The following is a 24,685-nucleotide window of genomic DNA, read 5'->3' as shown; positions in this document are numbered from 1 at the left end:
TTGCCTAAGAGGTTTCAGTTTCCCGCGCTTTAGCCGTCCGTTTGATCGGCGGTTCCTCAATCGGGTTATTGTCTATCATCCAGGGTTTGTAGCTGATCTCCGGATTGTTCGCCCGCTTAAGCACACTCGGATGAACGTGCGGCTGCCCGCGTTCTCGTGCGTTCAGATCCAACCGCGGCCACATTCTTTGCTTCACTTTGTAGATGTACTCAAAGATGCCTTCACGCGGATTATGGATCGTGCCTGTCTCATCCGGATTTAATTTGGCAACCAGCGCTTTGCGACTGCTTTCATGAATACGCAAGCCGTTCCGTTCTGCGTGCTCCAGCATCCAATTGAATGTGATGTCTGAAAGTCGGGAATCCTCATAGCCACCGCCAATATCAGTGTGCACACCTGCAAACCAGGTTTGCTGCATGATCTGGTTTGGCGCGGTACTCTCATTCCACAGGACAGGATGGAACACCTCACGCTCATCATCAATGGATAGGGCGTGGTAAGCATTCTTCACGGCTGCAGGCAATGTCAGGTCATGGAACTCATGTTTGAAGCCGGGGAGCTTGTTGATGGCAGCTGAAAGAGGCTTCCATGGCAGGCCAAGCGCTGCGACCGTATCCCACACGCCGATAAACTCAACATCTGCCCACATATTGTGGTGCTTTTCGCGAAATTCCTGTGCTTTGGCTTTTCGCGCATGACAATCACTGATCTGGTAAATCTTGTAAGCTTTGGCGATCAGTTCTGGTCGGGATTTGGGTAGGATGCCGAACATCTCGATGAAACCTGCAAGGCTGCGCACGGTGGTGGCGCCGCGGCTGAAGCCGAACAGGTAGATCTTATCCTTGGCCTGATAATTCTCGAAGATGAACTGATAGCATTCCATCAGGTTCTTGCTGATGCCAAGCCCGGTGGCATTGCCCAGTAAACGCGTAACACGAGAGCGGTGCGCTTTCGTGCCCAATCCGCGATCATAAAACAGCACTTGCCGTTTGGTTCTGTTTTCGCAAATCCTGAAGAGCTTATAGACGTTCGTGTCCGGACCTTCGCCACCCTCTTGACCGGTTCCGTCTGAAAACACCACTATGTTCTTCGCCATGGCCTACCTCCCAAAACTGCAGTGTCACTTAAACTTAATCAGCAAATACAGGTAAGTACAGCTTATACGGGTATCTACACCTCATGCACCCCACACATTCTCATGAGCCAGACAAAAAGAAACCCGGAGAGGGGGATCTCCGGGCTTCTGTTTTAGAAGAGAGGGTTCGGATGGAGGTGGCTGTCCTAGCCCTTATGCTTCTGGCAAAAAGGCCAGCCCCTCTTCTTTGAGGTGGATGAAGGCTTCTGCGCCTGTTGGAATAACCGTTGCACTCAGATTGTGATCAATGGCGAACAGCTTGCCAAATCCGGTGTTGAGGGAGTACTGGATCTGGTTGCCGAGATAAGCTGCGTAAGCAATGCTCGCAGCGATGCCATTGGCCCCATCTTGTGTAACGGTGATGCCTTCTGGACGGATCGCCAGCTTACCGTGCTGACACGCCGGACCAGAGTAAGGCAGAACAACAGAGGCCCCACCAACTTTCAGTGAAACTGTGCCTTCACTGAAACCTGCAATCTCACAATCCACCACGTTTGCATCACCAATAAAGTCCGCAATAAACGCGGAATTCGGCTGGTTGTAGAGCTCACGCGGCGTACCCGACTGTGCAATCTCCGCTTTGTTCATCACGATGATGCGGTCAGAAACAGCCATCGCTTCTTCCTGATCATGCGTCACATAGACAGCGGTCAGGCCAAGCTTTTGCTGGATTTCGCGGATCTCTTCGCGCACGTGACGACGCAGTTTCGCATCAAGGTTGGAAAGCGGCTCGTCAAGCAACAGCACTTCCGGCTCCAGCACCACAGCGCGAGCAACTGCCACACGCTGCTGCTGACCACCGGAAAGCTCACTTGGCAGGCGCTCGCCGTACCCAGCCAGACCAACCATCGCCAAGCCTTCTTCTGCTTTTGCTTTGGCTTCCTTGGCAGGCACCTTGTTGACGCGCAGACCGTAGGACACGTTGTCGACCACACTCATATGCGGAAAGAGCGCGTAGGACTGGAACACCATGGACACATTGCGGTACGTTGCGGTCAGGTGAGTGACATCCTTACCACCGATGTAGATGGTGCCTTCAGTTGCGGCTTCCAACCCGGCGATGAGACGTAGGGTGGTGGTTTTGCCGCAACCACTTGGGCCCAGCAGAGTGACAAGCTCGCCCTGCTGGATTTCCAGATTGAGAGGCTTCAGCGCGGTGACAGAACCGTATTTTTTGACGACATCCCGGAACTGTACAGAGCCTGCTTTTTGCATAATAGACATGATTTACTCCAGAAACTCTAGGATTAAGCTGAAGCCAGCTCTTTGTTTTTGTTTGAGGTTTGCAGACGGTTCTGACGACGCAACTTGCGCTGCCCAATGACGACCTGCAGCAGTAGGATTGCCACGAGCATGGTGATGATCAGCACAGAGGAGTACGCAATCGCGATACCGTACTCGCCATGTTCAACACGGCCCACGATGAACGAGGTTGCCATGTTGTGGCGCGCACTCACCAGGAAGATCACCGCACTCACAGACGTGATGGCACGAACGAAGCTGTAAGCCAGAGCTGCGAGGATTGCTGGTCCCATCAAAGGCAGGATCACCTTGCGAACAGTGGTGAAGCTATTAGCACCAAGCGTGATGGAGGCTTCATCAAGGCTCTTATCCAGCTGGGACATAGCCGCGATACCACCGCGCACACCCACAGGCATGTTGCGGAATACGAACACGATGATCAGGATGATACTGGTGCCAGTCAGCTCAATTGGTGGTGTGTTGAAGGCCATGATGTAAGCCACACCAATCACAGTGCCCGGAATTGCAAAGCTGAGCATTGTGCTGAACTCAAACAGGTTCTTGCCAGCAAACTTCTGACGCACCAGCAGGTAGGCAGTGAGCAAACCAACGACAGCGGTGAGTGGAGCCGCGATGGTGGAGATGGTGAGCGTGGTGAAGTAACTGTCCCACGCCACACCCGTCCAGCGGATACCGTTGTTGAAGCTGACAGAGAATGCCCGAATGTAGTGATCCAGCGTGAAGGTGTTATCATAACCCCAAAGCTTCACGAAGCTGCCGAATACGATCATGGAATAGACAACAGCTGTGAACGCTGCCCATGGCAATGCAAAGCCGTAGCATGTCCATTTAAGCGCAGAGTTCAGCGGTGAATGCTGGCCGGAGTCAGCCTTGCCTGTCACAGTCGCATAGGATTTTTTGCCAAGCCACAAGCGCTGCGCCACAAAGGCAGACAGGGTGAGCATGAGCAAGACGACAGCCAGAACAGCCGCTCTGGATGGATCAGCCACAGCACCGACAATGGCAAAGTAGATCTCGGTCGACAGGACGTTGAAGTTGCCACCCAGCACCAACGGGTTGCCAAAGTCGGCGATACTTTCAATGAAGCCAAGCAAGAAGGCATTTGCCAGACCCGGACGCATCAGAGGCCATGTGACGTTCTTGAAGGTCTGCCACTGAGTAGCGTTGAGGGTTTGAGAGGCTTCTTCCATGGAAGGGCTGACGCCCTCAACCACACCGATGAGTACAAGGAAGGCAATCGGCGTAAAGGAAAGCAGCTGCGCGAGATAAATGCCGGAGAAACCGTAGAGCCAACGGCTTTTCGAGATGTCAAAAACATCATGCAGCACATCTGTCACTACACCAGCGCGGCCGAACATGAGGATCAGCGCCAGACCAATCACAAAGGGAGGAGTGATGATTGGAATAATGGTGAGAATGCGCAGCAGTTTTTTCGCAGGAAACGCGGTTTTGGTCGCGACCAGCGCAAAGGCAAGGCCGAGGAGGGTTGTACCAGCACCGGTGAGCACTGCGAGGAAAACAGAGTTCCAGGCTGGACCACAGGTTTTGCCGCCAGCAAGGCAGGCAAGGCTCCAGATATCACTGGAGAAGAAGCGTGTGAAGAACAAGGCAATATCAATGCCTCCATCACTTGCTTCAAACGCGCGGATCAGGATCTGGGAGACCGGGTAGAAAACGAAGGTAATCACCAGAGCAATAATGAGGCCGATGCTGCCAACGATGAACGCATCACCACGGCCCTGACCAAGACCTGAAATGCTGGTGGTGAGGATAAAGAGGAGAGCCCCGGCGGTTATCATCGCCCCAGATCCGAAGCCAACCTGACCTGCTGCAGCTGAGCCGAAGTTGAGAGTATCAATGAACAGCTCTGGTCCGACTCTGCCAATTGCAAAGCCCTGCGCAAACAACAGAGCAAGGCCTGTCATAGACAGAATAACAAGGGCCTTTGCCCGGGTGCGTTCGTCTTTCAGCAAAGCAAACGACAGACCGATGCCGACGAATGCCAATGCTAATGGAACAAACCACCAGCGGCCATAAAGCAGAGCTTGGAAGAGGGCAGGTGCGGCGTCTTCGCTAAGGAATTCGCTGAACAACCAGCTAAAAGACCAAAAGCCGCTTTCTACTGAGTACCAGGGAAATATGCAAAATCCCACTATTCCGGCAGCGAGCCAGAGCGCAATTGTCTTTCGCATGATGTTGATCCGAGAGTTTTGTATTGGCGCAAGCGCGAATACGATGCAACGCATATGGGGTGAAGGGCGGACAGAGAATAAGTCCGCCCTTCAACGCTCGATTTACTTAGTGAGAAGCGTTTTTAACTTCTTCGTTCCAGCGCTTCAGCAGGCGCTCACGAGTGGAACGCTCGCCATATGTTGCAAAGTCGTAGTCGATCAGCTTGATGCTTGCCAGATCTGGAGACTCTGGAGCAACGGATGCTTTGGAGTTGGAAGGAACCTGGAAGGACTTCACTTCAACAGAACGGGATTGAACGTCTGGACGCAGAGCGTATTCAACGAACTGCTTCGCCAGTTCAGGGTGCTTTGCACCTTTGATCACGCTCACAGCGCCAACTTCGTAACCAGTACCTTCACAAGGCGCTACGATCTTCAGCGGGAATCCGGAACCTGCCAGTTTCACCATGTCATGCATAAAGCCGATGGAGATGGTGGTTTCACCGCGAGCAGCAGCTTTACTTGGTGCGGAACCGGATTTTGTGTACTGGTTTACGTTCTTGCCGATTTCGGTCAGCAGACGATAGGCCTCATCTTCACCAAACAGCTGAACAAATGTTGCCAGCTCAGTGTAAGCAGTGCCGGAGCTGTTTGGGTTCGCAACCTGAATTTCACCAGTGTAAGCAGGGTTTGTGAGATCTTTCCAGCAAGCTGGAGCTGGCAGGCCGCGCTCTTCCAGAACTTCAGCGTTATACGCAATGCCGAGTGCGCCAGCGTAGATGCCAACAGTGCCACCATTTGAGATCTTGTGCATGTTGGAAGCCCAGCCCAACAGGTCGCTGGTGTCAACACCCGGATCCTGCGTCAGGCCTTCAAACGCTGCGATCAGGTGTGGATCGCCAGTACCGCCCCACCAAACGTCAATCTTAGGGTTGCTTGCTTCTGCACGCACCTGAGCGAGTGTTTCGCCAGTGCTTTTGCGCACCATCAGAACTTCATTGCCGGTTTCATCCTCAAAACCGCGTGCCATCAGCTCACACCAGTCCTGCTCAGCACCGCAGACCATGTTGAGTTCTTCAGCAGAAGCAGTTGCTGGAAGTGCAGCAAGAAGGCCAACAGCAGCAAGACCACCTAAAAGAGCGTTTTTCATTATCTTCTCCCAAGTCTAAACGCATGTAGGTGTAACAACTTACAAGTACACCCACATAATCCCATAACTTGATTAGAAAATTACATGAAACATCACAGGAGTGCTTATGATTTACAGTTAAGTATGTTCCTATTTAGCAGATATATATTTTAAATGTTACATTTATTACAGAAATGAGTTACATATGAAATATTAGAATTATTGATGACAAGGCACTTTCCCGTGCATTGTCGCCGCAATCTGAAGAAAATCAAAAACGACCTCCAAGTATGCGTCTGGGAGCATGGTACGGGTTGCGAGGAAGGTTACTTAAATGACCGAGAGTTGGGATGGGTCACCCTCAAAGGTAGCTGTCGTTGATGACGACCCGGCTATTCGCGAGGTCTTGCAGGAACTGCTGCATGAATACGGGTTTCAGGCACTGCCATGCCACGGAAGCAAAGAGCTTATCGCGCTCAAAGAGCTGGAAAGCCTTGATCTGGCAATCATAGATCTGAAGTTGGATGGTGAAAGCGGCATGATGCTCGCTCAACGCCTGCGAACATCCTACGATTTTCCTATCATCCTACTCACCGGCACAGGTGATGAAGTAGATAAGATCGTCGGGTTGGAAACGGGTGCAGATGATTTTCTGATGAAGCCGTTCAATCCACGCGAACTGATCGCTCGCATTCGTGCCGTTCTGCGCCGTTACAAGCGCAACGTTCCTGCAGAACCGGAGCCAACAGTCGCGCTCGCTGCACCTCAAGCTCCCAGCGCTGGGATCATTCCTCTCGGTGAACTCTCTTTCATCTCCGATGAACGGCGGTTACTGGACAAGAACCTACGGGAAATTAGCCTGACCAATTCTGAGTTGCGCCTACTGGAGTTTCTCATAGAGAATCCGAACCGCCCGATTGATCGCGTAGAACTGCTGGAGTATCTAGGGGGCGATCTTTCCCGCTATATGGACCGCACCGTCGATGTTTTAATCCTGCGTTTGCGCCGGAAGATTGAGGCCAATCCATCCAAGCCGGTCTTTTTGCAGACCCGCCGCGGCAAAGGCTATGTCTTCGCACTGGATGAAGCCGCTGTAGATCTGCCATGACCCTTCTGCCCCAACGCTTGAAAGCTCTGCTTTCCATCAAAACACGTTTGCTGGCAGCCATCACGCTGCTGACTTTTGCAACACTGTTTGCAGGATCGATCGCTTGGTACTGGCTGGACCAAGCCAACGTGAAACTCGTTGGGCACTACCAAAAAACCATTGAAGCAATCGCAAGCTCACTCCAACTGGCTAATAAATCAGCAGGTCTGGTGAGTTCAGCTCCCTTCATCCTGAACCTTTCCTCGGTCTATCAGATTGAGAACGAAGGCTCTCGCTTGCTTGTTGAGCTGAGTAAGGCAGAACAGCAATATCGAGACAACTTTCCGCTTGCACGGCAACAGGGCAGTCTCGGGCGTTTTCTGCCGCAAGTGCAGCAAAACCTTTCGCTCATGCGCTCTCAGGTGGCTGTGCTGGTCAACGCAGCCCAGCAAATCAGCGAGTCTGAGGATCAGGTCCGCACCCTGCTTGTTGATCTCACTAAGATGGAGCGCCTCGCAGTCAAAAATTCCTCTACGTTCTACCAGAATGCAGAGGAACGTGAGGCGTGGCAGGGGATTGGGCAAGCAGCGAATCTGCTGATTTCCGCAGCTCATGTGACCGATTTCCTCAGTCTGGGCGAGCTGCGTCGCCGCTATCATCTGCAGATGGCCGAGCTGGAAGGCGTATCAGCCCCTGAGGTTCAGGAGGCTGTTGCAGTTCTGAAGACAATAGCAGAGGACAACGCAGGCCTTTACGCCATCCGTCATCTGGCAATGGCGGGACAACTGGAAGCTCGCAACGCACTTTTCAAAATCAAATCCAGTGCGCAAATGATCAACCAGCTGGTGGCTGAATTTGTACGCCTGTCCGGCAACGAAATCGCCAAACAACGGCAGGAAACATCCTCCTACATCTCCAGCGCACAGCTTGTTGTTCTGCTCACAGGCATCGCAAGTATTCTGCTGGCTTTAATGTCGGCACACTACATCGCCGGATATGTAACCAAAAACATCAACCGCATCTCCCATGCCATGTCCAGTCTGGCAAAGGGCAATCACACCACCGTACTCCCACGTCCTACACGGCAGGATGATGAGATCACGCGGCTGTTGCACTCTTTCCGCATTTTCCGCGCCAACTCCATTCGGTTGCGCCGCATTTATGGCCAGTTGCAGCGTAAGACAGAGCTGTTCGAGACCACCTTTAACTGCATTGCTGAAGGGCTGGTTCTGACCAACGATGCCCATGATATGACGGCGTGGAACCCACGGTTGGCAGAAACGCTTCGCATCAGTGAGGCGGAGATCGATACCGCCAAAGACATTCGTGTACTCATCCAGAACTCAGGGTTCAGATGGAAGGATGAAAACGTCCGCCCACATGGCACGCGCTTTCGCTTTGCAGAACTGATAGATGATGACGGTATCCTGATCGAAGTGCGCAAAAGCCCGCTACCTGAAGGTGGCGCAGTCTGGTCATTTTCTGATGCAACGGACCGTCGCTTTGTTCAGGAACAGGCGCAACAAAAGCAGAAACTGGAAAGTCTTGGGCAGCTAACGGGTGAAGTGGCCCATGACTTCAACAATATCCTGACTAGCATCTCTGGCAGTGTCGGAATAATTGAGCGTAAAAGCTCCAAAATCATTGATCTGAAAGGTAACATCCAGCGCATTCACAGCGCAGTAGAGATGGCCACCAACCTGACACAGCGCTTGCTTGCCTTCGCCCGCAAACAGCACCTTGAGCCAGAGGTCGTTGAGATCAACCATCTCATTGAGAGTGTGGCTGAGATCATTTCCTTGAGCATCGATGAACGGATTGTCCTGACGACAGATTTACCGGAGGTCTCAACCTATGTGCGCATCGATCCCGGCCAGCTGGAAAGCGCTCTGCTGAACCTTTGCATCAATAGCTCCCATGCCATTTCAGATGCGGGCACCATCTCTATTCATGTCGTCGTCAATGGGTCCGAGAGCGTTTCCATCAGTGTGACTGATGATGGGTGCGGTATGGATCAGGAAACGTTGGAGCGTGTTTATGAGCCCTTCTTCACTACCCGACGTACCTCTGCAGGATCTGGGCTTGGGTTGAGTATGGTTTTCGGCTTCATTAAGCAATCTGGTGGGGAAATGGGTATCACCAGCGAGAAGAAGGAGGGGACAACAGTAACCCTCGTCATTCCGCAGGCTCCAATGGAAGATTTTGTACCCAACACCGCGATCACATTTGACCAGCCTCGCCGCATTCTGGTGGTTGAGGATGATCTGCAAACTCTATTACGCGCCAAGACTATGCTGCAGGAGATGGATCTAATCTGCATCGAAGCCAACAGCTACGGCTCTGCCAAGGTCCTTATCGAGAACGGAACCAAGTTTGACATTCTTTTCACGGATGTTCAGCTTGAAGATGGCAAAATCGGATGGGATCTTGCTGAAGCCAGCATCAAAGCCTGCGCAGACCAAAAAGTGGTCGTCACCTCAGGCCGTTTCCCCAAAGCACTGGAACCACAAACACAGAGTTTGGAGCGGATTACACGACTGGCTAAGCCTTACAGCAAGGAGCAACTGGCCGAAGCTTTGCTCAGCCAGATAAAGCAGTTTGAGGCTGCTGACTAAGGCTTTGCATCAGTGCCTGTTCTCTGCCCAAAGCGCATCAATGAATTGATGTTGATCACAACCTGCATGACAAGCCTGCGAAAGAGCATAACACCGAGCATCATGACAAAACTCTCTGTCTTTCATACTGCAACCCTTGCCAGCTAATGCCGCTGCGCCGCACTCAGGTTCAAGGGCATGCGAAGCGAGGCCTTCAGAAAGGTCGGTTTTCTTCGGTTCAAACAATCTTGATAAAGAAAGCATAGTCAGTCGCCTTTATTCTACGAAGTTTTCGCGGAGAACCACGGGCAGGAAATGGATCAGGTAAAGAGTGAAAGCGAGCGCAAACAGGCTCCAGGCCAGTGGCATTACATCCAGATCTGGGAGAAGAAGTGGGCCGAGCGAACGGACCAGACAAGCACTTATGAGGGAGAGGATCGCTGCTCCAAGCAGCTTGGAAAGCTTCAGCGAGTACCCTGCGTGTCGCAGACCAGCGATGGTCAAAACCATAAAGGTCGCCAGAGATAAACCACCGATGAAGATCATATGCTGACCGGAAACGTAAGAACCAGCTGACAGCAGTCCCAGCAATCCGCCAGACTCCAAGGCAAAGCCAACTCCAAAGAACCAGTAGACCAGGTAGAGCGCTTTCGCGAAGGTGGTTCGCAAAGAGCCCGCCACATGCCAGTCCTGCAAGATATTGAGCACTGCGCAGGCAGAGGCCAGCGCCAACCATCCTTGCAGAGCATCAGAGACACCCAACACCTTGGCAAGGGTAAACGCGGAGATGCAGAACAACGCCGCACGCCTCATTGGTGGACGCGGAACAAACACAGCGCCATCCTCTCGCGTGGCCAACGCATCATTCACAATCACCATGGAAACCGGAGCAAGAGCCGTGAGGACCATCAGGACGAACGCACCCTCAGCAATCGCGAGTCCCTGATTGAGAACGCCAATCTGCGTGTACTCCCAAAAGCAAACAAGTTGCGCCACGCAAAGCAGAAGCACCGGCCACATGAGATGGCGCATCTTGGCACGCCAGAGCCTTGGCAAAATAACAATCAGCAGTGCAGCAGGAAGGAGAGCCTGAACCACAAAGACAACAGTTGGCGAAAGCGCGCCAAGCATCCAAAACGCAACGCGGCCCATCAGCCAAAGCGCACCCAGCCCCGCCAATTGTGCGCCCGCAATCTTTGGTGTGTTTGACCAAGAGGGGACAGCAGTCGTCAAAAAACCTGCCATCGCACCCGTGAAAAAGCCAAAGAACATCTCATATTGATGGAAGAGGAGAGGATCTGCATCCAGCGGAACTGGCAACACATCAGCAAGCACAAGCCCCCATACGACGATGGAGAACACCGCATAAAGCGCTGACAGTGGAAAGAAGACGCGGAACCCTTCAGAAAACACCGGAGCATCAAAAAAAGAAGCCTGCTGTGCAGGCACATGGGAAAGCTCAGTCATACGAGTTGCTCCCAATTGCTCATGTTGAACAGCTGCGCAATCCGATCATCAGCCAGCAAGCTCACCTCAAGTTCCAAAAGGTTTCGACGCGTACGCTCCGAGCGAGCCAGTGGCACTTCATATTCCTTGGCAAAATGGCCCGGATCCGGCGCCATGACCAAAACACGGTCGCTCAAAGCCAAAGCCTCTGTCACATCGTGAGTGACCATCAGAACGGAACACTGTTTCTCATCAACTTCATGCAACACCAATCGGTAAAGATCGCGGCGGCGGCCAATGTCGAGAGCGCTAAACGGCTCGTCTAAAAACAGCAGATCAGGTTCTACCGCGAGCGCACGTGCCAACGCTCCACGCTGACGCATGCCACCGGAGAGCTCTGAGGGATACTTGATCAGATCATCCTCAGTGAAACCCATGGCATAAGCGACGGCCCGTGCTTTCTTCATACGCTGGAACTTGGAGAGCTTTTGTCCCTGAAGACCAAAGCTGATGTTGTTCAGAAGGCTCTTCCATGGCAGTAACCGGTGTTCCTGAAACAGGATCGCCGTTCGATCTGCAGTGCTTGAGATCTTCCCGGAACTTGCCTCAATCAACCCTGCTGCAATGCGTAGAAAAGTCGACTTCCCACATCCAGATGGGCCGATGATACTGACTACTTCCCCTTTTTTCAGCTCCAGCGCACTCGGTGCCAATGTTTGCTGCAAAGGATGATAGCGGTGGTCTTCCACTGAGACAGATAAAACGGTTGGCTTTGTGTCTGCTGCGCCACTTGGCACGACGGAGAGCAGGGGAGCTGTATCATTCAGCATGCTTCCAACCCTCCACATAATCTTTCACCGGGTTGAGCAACATACCTTCGATGACCAGCAACAGCCCAACAACCACAACAATCCACGCCATGGTGGATGCTGTATCAATGTTGACGCGCGCTTCCGCAAGGCCTGCGCCAATGCCACGCGTGCTGGAGAGAAGCTCTGCCATCACCACAACTTTCCAGCTCAACCCCAACGCTGTTGCCCATGCCGGAAAGAGGTAGGAGACGATTTGCGGTGCCTGCACCTGCCAGAACCGCTGAACCAGCGGCACATGAAAACTCTGCGCCATCTCATCCAGCTCCTTCTCCCGCATCCGCACGCCTTGCAAAGCGCCTGCGAAAATGAGCGGTATCGTTGAGATGAATACTGTAAAGATCGGCGTGCCGTCATCGCCACCAAACCACAGCAGCGCGAGCACGATCCATGCAATCGGCGGCACCCCAAGGGCCACAGTGATAAACGGCTTACAGAGTAGCGACAGTGTGTTGGACCAACCGGCTATCAGGCCAAAGAAAATACCAAACGCGCTGGCAAGCAGAAAGCCAGCAAAGGCCCGCTTGGCAGTGATCAGAATGTATTCGAGCCCGGATGGCAAAGCGACAAGATCCACCAACCGGCTCAATGCTTCCAATGGCGCAGGCAACACCAAAGACCCGAAGGTCTCAAAACCGACTTGCCATAGCGCGAAAATGAGAAATACCCCGGCAAGTGTGCCCCAACCACTCCAAAGTTTACTCATTAACGTCGATAGCATGTGATGGATCATCAGGTATGTTCTCGTTGTGTGTTGGGCTCAGCAGACCAGGTGACCGTAACCTTTGCGCAGCCTGCCAAGCCTGCTTCGCTACAGATAGAAGTCTGCGTTTGGCAGTTTTCCGCCAATGATAGATGGGTTCTTTTCCGCCAGAATGGAGTAGAACTGCTCCAACTCGGCCTGAATGTCTTTGGCACGCTCTGCTGTCAGATGCGTATGCGGAATGGACTTGGCGATCACAGGCGCAGGAAGCGTGATGCTTTCAGATGCAACAGCCGCCGCTTCCTTGGGGTTTGCCTTCACCCACTCAGTGCCGGTGACACAGGCTTTGTGGAAGCCTTCAATCAGCTCTGGCTGTGCATTGAGCAGATCTTCATGCACCATCATGCCTGCCATCGGGAAGCGACCTTCGCCGCCCGTCACAGACGCCCATTCACTGGCCAGATCGATAGAACGATGGATCGACTTGCCCATCTTTTTGCCTTTGACCATACCCGCTGTCGCAGCTGGCTCTGGCAGAACGCAATGCTTGATGCGACCTGAGAGCAGAAGCTGTAATGCTTCAAACGGGGTGCTGACATAGTGCAAGGAGTAGTCTTTGCCCTCAGTCAGCCCGTTTTGCTCCATGACACGACCAAACACCAGGTCCGGCATATCATTTCGGAAGAACATGCCGATCTTCTCACCGGCCAGATCCGCAGGGGACTTCACAGAACCATCATAACTGAGCACGTAAAGCATGCCCCAGGTCATAATGTTCAGCATCTTCACGGGCAGGCCTTTGTTGGCAAGGTTCGCGGCAACATAAGACGGGGTGCCCGCCAATTTCCAGTCACCGGAAACGAAACCAGCGCGCAGGACATCTGGTGACTTGTAAACGGAGAAATCTACTTTCTCTGTAAAGTCAGAGAGCAAGCTTTTATTGGCAATGTAAGACAGCACAACAGATGGCCCCACTGGCGGACCATGCAGGGCCAGCGCCGGATTTGCCGCTTGTGCTACAAATGGCAGCGTACTACCCAGAGATGCTGCAGCAGTAAACCCTGCAGTGTGTGAAAGAAAAGAACGACGTGTGATCATTTTTGAGTTTCCATCGAAACGGGATAGAAAGCGAACAGCTCGCAAATGCGAATGAATTGCAATTACTGTAGATCACGATCACTCCTTCGCTTATTTGACAAAAGTCAATAACCTGAAGATTAAACTCATATTAAAACAATTTAAGATGTGAAACCCTGCCTAAAGGCTCCAAGATGCGCGGGAGCTTTGTGCGACTTGCCCGAAATCGCACAATCTCTCTTTGTAGGGGAAAGCCTCCCACGCACCTATGTTCCTGCAATTATGCAGAAACTAGGTAAACTGTTGCATGGTCTTTTTGAGTCTCAGCTTTTGGAAGAAGTTGCCATTTCCGGAGGGGAGGCGCTTGGTCACGAACTTACCCTCATAGGCGTCAAAGTGATGATACCACGGCGCTGGCTTCAATGGCCCGCGACCCAGCAGCAGCTTAATGGCTTGCGCTCCAACCACCCCAGCAGCCAACTGGCAACCCGCAGCAGTGGATGGGCCACGCTCCTCCTTCAGGTTCAGTTGAGAGGTGTCCACCAGTGAATGGCGATGCAACGCGCTTGGTGCCAAACCCAACAAAAACTTGAAGTACTGATGTAACTCATCTTCCCCTTCGAACTGGAAATAGTCCTCAAAGCTCATGCCATCCGGAGTAAAACACAGATATGCAGTGCCCATACCAAGCGGAGCAGCCGTAACCGCTGGAATCCCAAGGTCGCGGCACTTTGCAAAAACCTTTCTGCGCATACCCAGCACAAAGAAGTCGAAGCCATCGACAAACATATCAACGCCTTCCAAAAAGGCATCTATGTTCTCATCGGTTACACCATCGGGAAAGGCCCGCAGATCCACCTCCGGATTAATGTTACGCACCTGTTCAGCCATCACTGAAACCTTAGGTTCTTGCAGGGTGCTGACAGTGGCCCCAATCTGGCGATTAAAATTGACGATGTCGAAGTGATCGAAATCAGCCACGCTGAACGCACCGATTCCCAATCGAGCCAATGTGACAGCATGAATGCCGCCGACACCGCCCATACCAGCGATCGCAACACGCTTACCACGCAGAGTTTGCTGCTCTTCCGGTGTCACCCAACCAATGTTGCGGGAAAAAGCAGCGTCATATGAAAAGCCTGCACATGTGCCTGACTTAGACCCTTGTGCTTGAGATGCAGCTAAAACAGTCAACATCTTCCTCCACTAATAAAATTTCCAATCAGTGCGAGTAATAAAACCGCACACAAACAAATATTTATCGATTGCACGCAAACTTATTGTACAACCTGAACAAGTTTATCTTTCACAAACTAAGTATATGTCAATACTATTTATAATATTAACGTTAATAATATTTTTGCTCTATTCAAATCAATAAAGTCATATCAGATTTATAACTTTAGCTAATATCGATTTTTATTCTCACTTGCACAACGTTGTTCAAGTAAAGGTTATTGAGCATGAGCAATACAATTAAATCAGAAACAGCCCACGAAGCCCAAAAGGCACGTCGTTTTTCCATTCACAGAAGAAGGGTGAAGCTGCAAAACACACCGCCCGAGAATGTTATTTTCAAGCTCGCGGACACACCTGATGAACTCTCTCAGGTTTGCAGATTACTCTACGAGTCCTACACTCAAGTCGGCTATATGAGGGAGGACGGAAGCGGCTATCGGTTCACCCCGTTTTATGTCCTTCCATCCTGTTACACACTCATTGCAAAGCAGGGTGATACCGTCATTGGCACCACCACCATCATCATCAAATCTCTTGAAGAACTCCCCGTGGAGCAGATTTTTTCACTCAAACACATTCAACGCTGGAACCGCCGGATTGCCGAAGCATCCTCACTAACTATTCATCCTGATTATCGCTCACAGGATGGCGCACTCATCCACGCTCTATTGAAGTACATGTTTCAAGTTGCCCGTGAAGATCTGGGCATCCACGATCTTGTGATGGCCTCCACTCCAAAACACATGGTTTTCTATGAGGCCCTCCTGCTCTTTCGCAGATTGAGTGAGGAGGTGATCGATGCGTTCGATTATGTAAACGGCACAACCGCGACGGGGGCCTATCTAAATTTCACAGAAATGCACCAAGACTATGCGGCGATGTACAAAGACGCTCCGGACGAGAAAAACGTGTTCAAATATTACATGGAATACGAATTCAGCAGCTTCCAAAGCCTTAGCAAAGTCACCTCCGCTTACAACGGTAATCGTTGGCGCCCAGAACACCTTGACCACTTTTTGCACGGACTAATTCAAGGCGCTAACTCGCTCACACGAGAAGATCTTGACCTACTTCGCCGTCACTATCCTTCCCATGATTACGACGAAATTTTCGCTCGTCATAGCCTTTCAAACGCGGCAGCTCTCATTGATACGAACGCAACAGGTGTCATCCAATCCAGCACTGGCAATAAGACACCTATCATCCTCCGCCGTATAGAGGAGGATAGGATTCACCTGACTTCAGAGCGGCCATATGAATTACTTGAAGGGAAAGAACTCCAGCTTCTCCACCAGAATCAACAGGCAGAGCCAATTCGGGTTCAATCCATCACGCTCACTGGAGGGTTAGATGCCACAGCACGATATGACCCAACATCGTCACCTGGCATTATGGCTTTGCTGACAAACAAACAAACAATTTCGTCTCCAGAAGAAGAGACGACCTCAAAAGCACAAAGCTATCAAGGGGATGAGCTTGCTCATGTAGGATAGGCTCAAAGATACCCAAACTGCACGAAATCAAGTTAACCTCTCTTGCGGTAAATGCGCAAAAACACATTCCTCATAATAATTGTGCGCATTCGCCGCAGGGGTAACCTTGCGTAGATCAAACCAGTATTATTACAGTTTGATATGAGAGTTTTCACATAGCTGAAAAAACAGAAGCGCAAGGAAGACCCCAGATGAGAATTGCTTACACCCTACCAAAAGGGAAACTGGTGCTGACAGAGCTTTCCGAGAAACTTCGGAAAAACGGCATACGGACCTGCGGTATCGTGCAGGCAGATACGGTCAACGAAGATCGCCATCGCTGCGACATGGACGTTCTGGTCCTCCCAGACGGACCACAGATCTCCATCACACAATCCCTTGGCAAAGAGTCTTCAGGCTGCCGGTTAGACACATCAGCCCTCGCGCAAGCTGCAGGCGAAGTTACTCAGCGGATCGACGAGCCGTTTGACGTGTTTATCCTGAACAAGTTTGGTGAGCAGGAAGCCAATGGCAGCGGTTTTCGTGATTTGATTGTGAAAGCCCTGGAAAGCGGAGCATCTGTCCTTGTTGGTACCAACCACATCAACATCGATGCTTTTAAAGAATTCTCCGGTGGCATGGCAGAGTTCGTAGAACCAAACGTTACTGACCTCACCGCTTGGGTTGAAAATCGCTAGGCACTGATAACATGGATCATTCGCCATAGCCGTTGCGAATGATCCTCTCTATTCCCAATACGTAAGAGTGGTAATTATTCTTCACCTCTTTGCAACGCAAAGAGTTTTGAGGAGATAAGCTCACGGCGCTGTTGATCCTGTCCGAGACGGAAAGACGTCTCCACGAAATCAATGTGCCGATGCGCGGCCTCTTCAGCCTTTGCGCCATTTCGCGTGAAGATAGCCCTGCCGATTTCCTCGTGCTGCTCTAACAGCTGCTCCCCAGTCCCATCAATAGAGCGCAAGAATTCGCGATTATAGAAGACACCCTTCTGCGTCAGCTCATAGATGGAAGACATCATATGAATAAGCATGGCATTGTGACCTGCATCCACAATCGCCAAATGGAACGCGATATCATTCTTCTTTGAAGCAATATCGTCGCCATTGGCCTGCGCTTCCCTTAGATTTACGAGAATAGCCTCAAGTCGCTCAAGATCCAGTTTGGTTGTACGCTCAGCGGCCAGACGAGCTGCAAACCCCTCCTGAACGCGTCGATATTCAAGGTAGTCATAAAAAGCCGTCTGATTGCGGCTGATCAGATTGATCAAGGCAGGGCTCATAGCTGCACTGATAAGAGGCGCTATGAACGATCCTTCACCGTGACGGATAGCAATGAGGTTGGAATCCTCCAGCCGCTTCAGTGCTTCACGAACCTTCGGACGAGAGACACCCATACGCTCAGAAATATCTCTTTCAGAGGGCAGCTTAGTCCCCTCTTTCAGCACGCCGGCCAAAATGAGTCCCTCAATCTGCTCAGTTACAGAATCCACCACTGTATCGTGGTCGATAGGCTCAAAAAGATAATCTACAGACACCATTTCACACTTCCTGCCGGTCACAATTCCAATATTGGTCGATTTTATTTTCCAATTCAAGGGGAAGAGTGCCGAGAGCCACAATATTGATATATCAAAGCATGTATTACGCACTAATACGTTGTTTTACAGCGAATTTTCTATCCCTTAGGTATACAAACCCAACAATTCTACGCATCCACACCATTAGTATTTACCCCCGTGTCAAGCCCGAAAAACGGCTAAAACTGCAAAATATATTTCTTGATTTATTTCAGAGGTCAATATTATTTACCATTAGTCAGCTGCTTGGGAGGACAGCGCAAAAGCGCGTTTAGCAGCCGAATGCCATTTGGAGGAAACATGAAAAAATCTGTCTTAAGCCTTGCTCTCGCCGCCTCTGTAGCTGCATCTGTGCTCGCAGCTCCTATCGCAAACGCAGCCGACAAGCTGCTGCTGAAGACACCAATTGCCTTCTCTACCTCTCTGCCAGGTTTGGGAAGCCCAATTCCTCGTGTCGCTGACCAGCTGAAGCTGATGTCTGGCGGCACCATCAAAATGAAGGTGTATGAGCCGGGCAAGCTGGTTCCACCATTTGAAATTCTCGACGCTGTTTCTTCAGGCAAAATCAATTCCGGCTACACAACAGCTGGCTATTGGGCTGGTAAAATTCCTGCAGCTCCGCTGTTCTCTGCTGTTCCTTTTGGCCCAGAAGCTGGTGAATATGCGGCTTGGCTTTACTACGGCAACGGCCTGTCCCTGTACCAGGAAATGTACGATCAGGCTGGCTACAACGTAAAAGTTATGCCATGTGCGATCATCGCTCCAGAGACATCCGGCTGGTTCGCTAAGGAGATCAATTCTCCTGAAGACCTGAAGGGCCTGAAAATGCGCTTCTTCGGCCTTGGTGGTAAAGTTATGCAGAAGCTTGGCGTTGCAACTTCTCTGCTGCCAGGCGGTGAAATCTTCCCGGCGCTTGAGAAAGGCGCGATTGACGCGACCGAATTCTCTATGCCTGCCATTGACGCACGCCTCGGCTTCCACAAACTGGTAAAGTATAATTACTTCCCAGGTTGGCATCAGCAGGCAACCGTCTTCGAACTGCTGATCAACAAAGACGTTTGGAACAAAGCAAGCGACACTCACAAAGCGATCATTGAGAACGCATGTAAGGCATCTGTCACCGACAGTTTTGCTGAAGGTGAAGCAATCCAGCACGAAGCTCTGCTCGACAACGTCAACAACAACGGCGTTCAGATCAAGCAGTGGTCTCCTGAAATGCTCGACGTGTTCCGTTCAACATGGAACGACGTTGCTCAGGAAGAAGCTGCAAACGATGCATTCTTCGCAAAGGTTCTGACTGACCTCAACCAGTTCCGCGATAACTACAAAATCTGGAAAGAAAACGCGTTCCTGCCGCGTAAGTAATAAAAACCTGGGAGCGGCTTTTCTTTGCCGCTCCCATTTCTACTATTGGCCTCAGCCTTCCAGACCAGATAGTTGCGGCGTTGACCTGCAAGAGTGAATGCTATGATAAAAAATCCTCAGGACACTTCAGATCCAATTGAGCTCTTTGAAGAAATTCTCGAGCACGAAGACACTGACAAACAACCCATAGCCGTTGCACTGGATCACTTTGTAAAAGGCGTTGGCCACGTTGTAATGTGGGCCAACCTGCTGCTGATCCTTGCAATCGTCACTCAGGTAACAATGCGTTATCTGTTTAACTACAACTTCCCTAAGCTTGATGAACTTCAGTGGCACATCTACGGTCTGGTGACCATGGTGGGCATCTCCTACGCGCTGGTCACAGATAGCCACGTAAGGGTGGATCTGCTGCACATGCAGCTGAGCCCGCGGACACAACGCTTCATCGAAATCATCGGCATTTCTGCGCTTTTGGTTCCTTTCATCTACCTCATGGTGGATCAAGGCTATGACTATTTCTACGACAGTTTCCGTGTGAGCGAACGCTCCTCCAGCCCAACTGGCCTGCCTGCGCGTTGGGCACTCAAAGCGGTGATCCCGCTAAGCTTTGTTCTGCTGGGAGTTGCAGCACTCGCCCGCCTTATTCACGACGTTCACGCAATCTGGGTCGACAGTGAGAGCGAGCGGAAAGGGAAGGACATCCGCCTGATCCTCCTCGCATTCCTTGGCTTTGCTATTGTTGCGTATGGCTTGTCTTTCCTCGTCGAGACCACCGAAGAAAAACTCGTCATAGCAATGTTCCTGAGCTTCATCGCACTGCTCTTTTCCGGCTACCCAGTTGCATGGGTGCTGGCGGGCGTAGGCATTGGTTATTGCGGCTTGGCTTACCTGTTTGACAATGACTACATGGTCTGGACCGGCCTTGAAAGCACCTTCACCGGCCTCGACTATCTGACATTGGGCGCTACCGTAAACCGTGTTTATGCGACCATGTCCAATGCTGTTCTTGTTGCTCTGCCTATGTTCATCTTCATGGGCCTGATGTTGGACGAAAGCGGCGTGGCTGAACGCCTTATGACCTCCATGCAGAAGCTGTTTGGTACAGTACGCGGCGGTCTCGCGATCACGGTGACGCTGATCGGCATCATCCTAGCAGCCTCTACCGGCATCATTGGTGCCTCTGTTGTGCTGCTCGGTGTGTTGTCTCTCCCGTCCATGATGCAGCAGAAGTACTCTAAGTCACTAGCTGCGGGCGTGGTGTCTGCATCTGGTACATTGGGCATCCTCATTCCGCCATCCATCATGCTGGTGATTATGGCAGACCAGATGGCGCTGTCCGTTGGTGACCTGTTCATGGCAGCAGTCTTCCCGGGCATCATCATTGGCATGCTGTATCTGGTGTACATCTTCGTTGTTGCTCTTGTTAAACGCGATGCAGCACCAGTGCCAGAAGGCGCGAAGGCACCAGATTGGCACGCGATCAAGGATGTTTTGATCGCCGCCCTTCCAACCTTGTTGCTGATCCTTGCCGTGCTGGGCTCTATCTTCGCAGGTCTGACCACGCCAACAGAAGCTTCCGGCATCGGTGCACTCGGCGCAACTCTGCTGGCACTCGGCTATCGCAAGCTTACATTCCGCAAGTTGGTCAACGTGCTGAAGTCGACCTTCAACACCACCGCTTACATCTTTGCCATCTTCCTCGGCGCAACCATTTTCTCCTACGTCCTGCGTGAGATGGGCGGTGATGCGTTGATCGAAGAGATGGTGGCTTCCACCGGCTTTGGCGCCAACGGAACAGTTCTGTTCATCCTGTTCATCGTTTTCCTGCTCGGCTTCGTGTTGGATTGGATTGAGATCACGCTGATCGTGTTGCCTCTGATGCGTCCAATCATCAACGGCCTTGGCCTCGATATTGGTGGCTATGGGGTGATTGATGAGCCTGCACTGATCTGGTTCGTAATCCTTGTTGCAGTCACCCTGCAGACTTCGTTCCTGACACCGCCCGTTGGCTTCGCCTTGTTCTACCTGAAGGGCGTGTGTCCGCCTGAGATCAAACTGACAGACATCTACCGCGGTATCATTCCGTTCGTATTACTGCAGTTGCTGGGCCTAATGCTGGTGTACTTCCTGCCTCCATTGGCCACATGGCTGCCATCCGTCGCCTATTAGGATGCCGAGATGAACAACGCAGAGCTGATCAAGCAGTTTGAGAAAGTCGTTGGCACTCGCCACGTTCTCAGCGACCCGAAAAAGACAGAGCGGTTCCGTAAAGGGTTCCGCTCTGGAGAAGGGGAGGCGATTGCAGTCGTACGTCCCGGCACGCTGTTAGAGCAGTGGAAGGTGCTGGAAGCCTGTGTTGCGGCAGATAAGATCGTCATCATGCAAGCCGCCAATACCGGACTGACGGAGGGCTCGACGCCAAAGGGGACTTATGAGCGCGATGTCGTGCTCATCAACACCAACCGGATGACACAGATTCAGGCTCTGGACGACGGCAAGCAAATCATCAGCTTTCCCGGCTCTACTCTGTTCGATTCGGAGAAACTACTGGCTCCACTGGGTCGCCAGCCACACTCGGTCATCGGCTCGTCCTGCATTGGCGCTTCCATCATTGGTGGTGTCTGCAACAACTCTGGCGGCTCGCTCATTGAGCGTGGTCCCTCTTACACTGAGCTTTCTCTGTTCGCACAGCTCAATGCGGATGGTGAGCTGGTTCTCGTCAATCATCTTGGGATTGAACTTGGCAACTCAGCTGAGGAAATTCTGAGCAATCTGGAAAGTGGCAATTACGTTCCAGCTGATGTGAATGACACCAACCAGAAAGCGTCAGACAGTGAGTACCACAGCCGTGTCCGCGATGTGGACGCCGCGACACCGGCGCGTTTTAATGCCGATAAACGCCGTCTTTATGAGGCCAGCGGCTGTGCTGGTAAGCTTGGCGTGTTTGCTGTTCGTCTGGATACGTTCCCCAAAGCAGGTGCTGAAAAGACCTTCTACATTGGCACCAATGATCCAGCAGAACTGACTGAGCTGCGCCGCCATATCCTGTCGAACTTTGAGAGCCTCCCGGTTTCTGCGGAGTACATGCACCGCGAAGCCTATGACATCTCAGAGAAGTACGGCAAAGACACCGTCGTTATGATCAACCACCTCGGCACAGATCGCCTGCCGACTTTCTTTGCTCTGAAGGGGGCGGTGGATGCGTATCTGAACAAGATCAGCTTCCTCCCAAAGAACCTGACGGACCGCTTCATGCAAGTGCTTGCGAAGGTCTGGCCGGATGTTCTGCCAAAACGCATGTCTCAGTATCGCAGAGATTACGAACACCATCTCATCCTTAAGATGAGCGACGAAGGCATTGATGAGGCAGGAGCCTTCCTAAAGGATTTCTTTGCATCTCGTTCAGGTGACTTCTTCGCTTGTGATGCGACTGAAGGCAAGATGGCCGCACTTCATCGCTTTGCAGCAGCAGGTGCCGCAATCCGTTACAAAGCGGTGCACGAAGATGCTGCAGAAGACATTCTTGCACTGGATATCGCACTGCGTCGGGATGATCGCAGTTGGTTTGAGCAATTACCTGCGCATATCGAAGACAAGCTGATCCATCGGCTCTACTATGGCCACTTCATGTGCCATGTGCTGCATCAGGATTACATCGTGAAAAAGGGCGTAGATGTGGCAGCCCTCAAGCAGGAAATGCTTGAGATTTTGGACACACGCGGCGCGGAATATCCGGCGGAACACAATGTCGGGCATATCTATAAAGCCAAACCGGACCTGGTCGAGTTCTATAAGTCCATAGACCCGACAAACAGCTTTAATCCGGGTCTTGGCAAAACGTCCCGTTGCAAACACTACCACTGACACAAAGGCCAGAGTGTCTGCTCTGGCCTAAATTCTTTTGGTGCTTTCTCGCGCTGAAATAGTGTAGCTCAAGTCAACAATCGGAGTCGAAGGCACACCTTCCTCGCCAATCACCATTGCACCGGCAAGACGACCGATCTCTCGCAACGGAGTGGTCACCGAGGTGATGCTTGGGACGGTCTCGGATGAGATGCCCAGATCATTAAAACCGCAAATGCCAAGCTCTTCAGGAACCTTGATGCCACGTCGCTGACATTCAAACAGCACACCCACAGACAAGTCATCGTTGTTGCAAAAAACTGCGTCGCACTCGGGGAACTGCGAGGTGAGCTTATCCAGCAACGTTGCACCCAACCGCACGTTGGAAGGCTCGTTCGTCACCGCAATGCACTGCTCGCGTAGCTCGCCATTGTCTTTGATTGCTTTTTTGAAGCCAGCCAGACGTTTCAGAGAACGCGGGTCCATTTGCGCGCCAATGAAGCCGATGTTTTTGTAACCCGAATCGATCAGATGTAGCGTCGCCGTCTCTGCGGCCTGATCATGCGAGAAACCAACAATCATGTCGATGGGTTTCGGGCTGATGTCCATAATTTGCACGACAGGAACGCCTGCATTCTCAAGCATTTGCCTGGTTTCTTCAGTTTGCTCAAGACCAGAAATAATCACGCCGGAGGGAGTAGGGTTCAGGAATGATCGCAGGATGCGTTCTTCTTCCTGCGAGTCGTAATTGGTGTAACCGATCTGCATATTAAAGCGCGATCCGTGCAACGCATCGCTGATTCCGCCAAGCACATCAGTGAATACGTTGTTGGAGATGGAAGGGACCATAACCACGATGGAGCTGGACTTATTTGACGCAAGAGTAGAAGCCGACTGGTTTGGCACATAGCCAAGTTTTTTCACAGCAATTTCAACTTTCGCACGCAATGCCTCAGACACCTTTTCCGGTGAGCGAAGTGCGCGGGAAACTGTGATTGCGCTAACGCCAGCTTCTCGTCCAACATCTACAAGCGTTGGTTTTGGCATCAAAAAATTCTCCCTATTCCTGAGCGCCTTTGTAGATATTTCAGATACCTCTTGCAAAATGATTGCGCAATCATTTATGATCAAATTCTCTTAGGAGGAAAATTAGGGCCGTGGAAGACTATAAAAAATCAGTATTTGTCGTCATGGGTGTTTGTGGCGTCGGCAAAACTTCAGTGGCACGCGCTTTGGCTACGTGTTTACCGGCGACCTATGTCGAGGCCGATGATTTTCATCCTGAAGGCAATATTGAAGCAATGGGTCGGGGGCATCCGCTAACGGATGATATGCGCCGACCTTGGCTGAATGATCTTTCGCAAGCGATCGTTGACTTAAACAAACAAGAAGCAACACCTGCTGTTGTTGTTGCGTGTTCCGCCCTTAAGCGATCTTACCGTGACATCATCCGCACTTATTTGCCTCATGCCTGTTTTATCTTCCTTTCAGGATCAAAAGATATCATTCGCGAAAGAATGCTCAATCGGCAGGATCATTTCATGCCACTTGAGCTGCTGGACAGCCAGTTAGAAATTTTGCAGCCTCCGTCTTTGGACGAGCTGCACATCAACGTCGACGTGAGTGGCGCTAAAACTGACATCATCAATCAAATTTTGCGCCAGATCATGCCGGAAACTGTGGCCTAAGGCCGCC

19 protein-coding genes are annotated in these 24,685 nt (G+C 51.5%); 8 read left to right on the top strand and 11 right to left on the bottom strand.

Features of this window, described 5'->3' with window-relative positions; genetic code table 11:
* Positions 1 to 4: 4 nt before the first annotated feature.
* The 4 genes from PsW74_RS15850 to PsW74_RS15835 form a co-directional block, all read right to left on the bottom strand.
* A complete protein-coding gene (locus PsW74_RS15850) occupies positions 5 to 1,096 on the bottom strand; it encodes a DUF2235 domain-containing protein (RefSeq protein WP_063287771.1) in 1,092 nt (363 codons plus the stop codon).
* Positions 1,097 to 1,288: 192 nt separating this feature from the next.
* Positions 1,289 to 2,359, bottom strand: coding sequence for an ABC transporter ATP-binding protein (locus PsW74_RS15845; protein ID WP_063287770.1), 1,071 nt, complete (start codon positions 2,357 to 2,359; stop codon positions 1,289 to 1,291).
* Between the two features lie 23 nt (positions 2,360 to 2,382).
* Complete coding sequence (locus PsW74_RS15840; RefSeq protein WP_057462474.1) at positions 2,383 to 4,590, bottom strand: iron ABC transporter permease; 2,208 nt, start codon at positions 4,588 to 4,590, stop codon at positions 2,383 to 2,385.
* A 106-nt stretch (positions 4,591 to 4,696) separates the two neighbouring features.
* Positions 4,697 to 5,719, bottom strand: a complete 1,023-nt coding sequence (locus PsW74_RS15835; protein WP_063287769.1) for an ABC transporter substrate-binding protein — start codon at positions 5,717 to 5,719, stop codon at positions 4,697 to 4,699.
* A gap of 313 nt (positions 5,720 to 6,032) precedes the next feature.
* Between PsW74_RS15835 and PsW74_RS15830 the strand changes: the two genes are divergently transcribed.
* Both PsW74_RS15830 and PsW74_RS15825 read left to right on the top strand, forming a co-directional pair.
* The gene (locus PsW74_RS15830; RefSeq protein WP_063287768.1) at positions 6,033 to 6,806 is read left to right on the top strand and encodes a response regulator; all 774 of its coding nucleotides are present in this window, start codon (positions 6,033 to 6,035) and stop codon (positions 6,804 to 6,806) included.
* Positions 6,803 to 9,400, top strand: coding sequence for an ATP-binding protein (locus PsW74_RS15825; RefSeq protein WP_063287767.1), 2,598 nt, complete (start codon positions 6,803 to 6,805; stop codon positions 9,398 to 9,400). Before PsW74_RS15830 ends, PsW74_RS15825 begins: the two co-directional genes overlap by 4 nt.
* Positions 9,401 to 9,655: 255 nt before the next feature.
* Here PsW74_RS15825 and PsW74_RS15820 read toward each other — a convergent pair whose 3' ends face one another.
* The 5 genes from PsW74_RS15820 to PsW74_RS15800 form a co-directional block, all read right to left on the bottom strand.
* Positions 9,656 to 10,846, bottom strand: coding sequence for an NnrS family protein (locus tag PsW74_RS15820; protein ID WP_063287766.1), 1,191 nt, complete (start codon positions 10,844 to 10,846; stop codon positions 9,656 to 9,658).
* A complete protein-coding gene (locus PsW74_RS15815; RefSeq protein WP_063287970.1) occupies positions 10,843 to 11,655 on the bottom strand; it encodes an ATP-binding cassette domain-containing protein in 813 nt (270 codons plus the stop codon). Before PsW74_RS15815 ends, PsW74_RS15820 begins: the two co-directional genes overlap by 4 nt.
* Positions 11,645 to 12,415: an ABC transporter permease subunit gene (locus PsW74_RS15810; RefSeq protein ID WP_082830601.1), complete on the bottom strand. Its 771-nt coding sequence runs from the start codon at positions 12,413 to 12,415 to the stop codon at positions 11,645 to 11,647. Before PsW74_RS15810 ends, PsW74_RS15815 begins: the two co-directional genes overlap by 11 nt.
* Positions 12,416 to 12,505: 90 nt before the next feature.
* Positions 12,506 to 13,495 carry an ABC transporter substrate-binding protein gene (locus PsW74_RS15805; RefSeq protein WP_063287764.1) on the bottom strand — a complete coding sequence of 330 codons (990 nt, stop codon included), beginning with the start codon at positions 13,493 to 13,495 and terminating at the stop codon, positions 12,506 to 12,508.
* 270 nt (positions 13,496 to 13,765) lie between these two features.
* A complete protein-coding gene (locus PsW74_RS15800) occupies positions 13,766 to 14,671 on the bottom strand; it encodes a ThiF family adenylyltransferase (protein ID WP_063287763.1) in 906 nt (301 codons plus the stop codon).
* 266 nt (positions 14,672 to 14,937) lie between these two features.
* Here PsW74_RS15800 and PsW74_RS15795 point away from each other — a divergent pair, with 266 nt between their 5' ends.
* Positions 14,938 to 16,206 carry a hypothetical protein gene (locus PsW74_RS15795; protein WP_063287762.1) on the top strand — a complete coding sequence of 423 codons (1,269 nt, stop codon included), beginning with the start codon at positions 14,938 to 14,940 and terminating at the stop codon, positions 16,204 to 16,206.
* Positions 16,207 to 16,397: 191 nt separating this feature from the next.
* Complete coding sequence (locus tag PsW74_RS15790; protein ID WP_063287761.1) at positions 16,398 to 16,883, top strand: DUF2478 domain-containing protein; 486 nt, start codon at positions 16,398 to 16,400, stop codon at positions 16,881 to 16,883.
* Positions 16,884 to 16,957: 74 nt separating this feature from the next.
* Here the strand turns inward: PsW74_RS15790 and PsW74_RS15785 are convergent, their stop codons facing one another.
* Complete coding sequence (locus PsW74_RS15785; RefSeq protein WP_063287760.1) at positions 16,958 to 17,743, bottom strand: FadR/GntR family transcriptional regulator; 786 nt, start codon at positions 17,741 to 17,743, stop codon at positions 16,958 to 16,960.
* A gap of 339 nt (positions 17,744 to 18,082) precedes the next feature.
* On the opposite strand from PsW74_RS15785, the gene PsW74_RS15780 reads away from it, so the two are divergent.
* The 3 genes from PsW74_RS15780 to dld all read left to right on the top strand — a co-directional run bounded on the left by PsW74_RS15780 (position 18,083) and on the right by dld (position 23,011).
* Positions 18,083 to 19,147, top strand: coding sequence for a TRAP transporter substrate-binding protein (locus tag PsW74_RS15780; RefSeq protein ID WP_057462476.1), 1,065 nt, complete (start codon positions 18,083 to 18,085; stop codon positions 19,145 to 19,147).
* Positions 19,148 to 19,249: 102 nt separating this feature from the next.
* Complete coding sequence (locus PsW74_RS15775) at positions 19,250 to 21,316, top strand: TRAP transporter large permease subunit (RefSeq protein WP_063287759.1); 2,067 nt, start codon at positions 19,250 to 19,252, stop codon at positions 21,314 to 21,316.
* A gap of 9 nt (positions 21,317 to 21,325) precedes the next feature.
* On the top strand, positions 21,326 to 23,011 hold the full coding sequence (gene dld / locus PsW74_RS15770) for a D-lactate dehydrogenase (protein WP_063287758.1): 1,686 nt from the start codon (positions 21,326 to 21,328) through the stop codon (positions 23,009 to 23,011).
* 27 nt (positions 23,012 to 23,038) lie between these two features.
* On the opposite strand, the gene PsW74_RS15765 is transcribed toward dld, so the two are convergent.
* Complete coding sequence (locus tag PsW74_RS15765) at positions 23,039 to 24,037, bottom strand: LacI family DNA-binding transcriptional regulator (RefSeq protein WP_063287757.1); 999 nt, start codon at positions 24,035 to 24,037, stop codon at positions 23,039 to 23,041.
* Positions 24,038 to 24,147: 110 nt separating this feature from the next.
* Here PsW74_RS15765 and PsW74_RS15760 point away from each other — a divergent pair, with 110 nt between their 5' ends.
* Positions 24,148 to 24,678 (top strand): gluconokinase, encoded by a 531-nt coding sequence (locus PsW74_RS15760; RefSeq protein ID WP_057462462.1) that lies wholly within the window; start codon positions 24,148 to 24,150, stop codon positions 24,676 to 24,678.
* Positions 24,679 to 24,685: the final 7 nt, after the last annotated feature.

Origin of the sequence: Pseudovibrio sp. W74, from assembly GCF_001623085.1 — a bacterium.
In the GTDB taxonomy this organism is placed as follows: Bacteria; Pseudomonadota; Alphaproteobacteria; order Rhizobiales; family Stappiaceae; genus Pseudovibrio.
Note: the sequence above shows the minus strand (reverse complement) of the source record. Positions and strands in the feature narration are given on the sequence as shown.

Coding starts and splice junctions, on each gene's coding strand:
- PsW74_RS15850 (WP_063287771.1), bottom strand. CDS start 1,096: ATGGCGAAGAACATAGTGGTGTTTTCAGACGGAACCGGTCAAGAGGGT.
- PsW74_RS15845 (WP_063287770.1), bottom strand. CDS start 2,359: ATGTCTATTATGCAAAAAGCAGGCTCTGTACAGTTCCGGGATGTCGTC.
- PsW74_RS15840 (WP_057462474.1), bottom strand. CDS start 4,590: ATGCGAAAGACAATTGCGCTCTGGCTCGCTGCCGGAATAGTGGGATTT.
- PsW74_RS15835 (WP_063287769.1), bottom strand. CDS start 5,719: ATGAAAAACGCTCTTTTAGGTGGTCTTGCTGCTGTTGGCCTTCTTGCT.
- PsW74_RS15830 (WP_063287768.1), top strand. CDS start 6,033: ATGACCGAGAGTTGGGATGGGTCACCCTCAAAGGTAGCTGTCGTTGAT.
- PsW74_RS15825 (WP_063287767.1), top strand. CDS start 6,803: ATGACCCTTCTGCCCCAACGCTTGAAAGCTCTGCTTTCCATCAAAACA.
- PsW74_RS15820 (WP_063287766.1), bottom strand. CDS start 10,846: ATGACTGAGCTTTCCCATGTGCCTGCACAGCAGGCTTCTTTTTTTGAT.
- PsW74_RS15815 (WP_063287970.1), bottom strand. CDS start 11,655: ATGCTGAATGATACAGCTCCCCTGCTCTCCGTCGTGCCAAGTGGCGCA.
- PsW74_RS15810 (WP_082830601.1), bottom strand. CDS start 12,415: ATGCTATCGACGTTAATGAGTAAACTTTGGAGTGGTTGGGGCACACTT.
- PsW74_RS15805 (WP_063287764.1), bottom strand. CDS start 13,495: ATGATCACACGTCGTTCTTTTCTTTCACACACTGCAGGGTTTACTGCT.
- PsW74_RS15800 (WP_063287763.1), bottom strand. CDS start 14,671: ATGTTGACTGTTTTAGCTGCATCTCAAGCACAAGGGTCTAAGTCAGGC.
- PsW74_RS15795 (WP_063287762.1), top strand. CDS start 14,938: ATGAGCAATACAATTAAATCAGAAACAGCCCACGAAGCCCAAAAGGCA.
- PsW74_RS15790 (WP_063287761.1), top strand. CDS start 16,398: ATGAGAATTGCTTACACCCTACCAAAAGGGAAACTGGTGCTGACAGAG.
- PsW74_RS15785 (WP_063287760.1), bottom strand. CDS start 17,743: ATGGTGTCTGTAGATTATCTTTTTGAGCCTATCGACCACGATACAGTG.
- PsW74_RS15780 (WP_057462476.1), top strand. CDS start 18,083: ATGAAAAAATCTGTCTTAAGCCTTGCTCTCGCCGCCTCTGTAGCTGCA.
- PsW74_RS15775 (WP_063287759.1), top strand. CDS start 19,250: ATGATAAAAAATCCTCAGGACACTTCAGATCCAATTGAGCTCTTTGAA.
- dld (WP_063287758.1), top strand. CDS start 21,326: ATGAACAACGCAGAGCTGATCAAGCAGTTTGAGAAAGTCGTTGGCACT.
- PsW74_RS15765 (WP_063287757.1), bottom strand. CDS start 24,037: ATGCCAAAACCAACGCTTGTAGATGTTGGACGAGAAGCTGGCGTTAGC.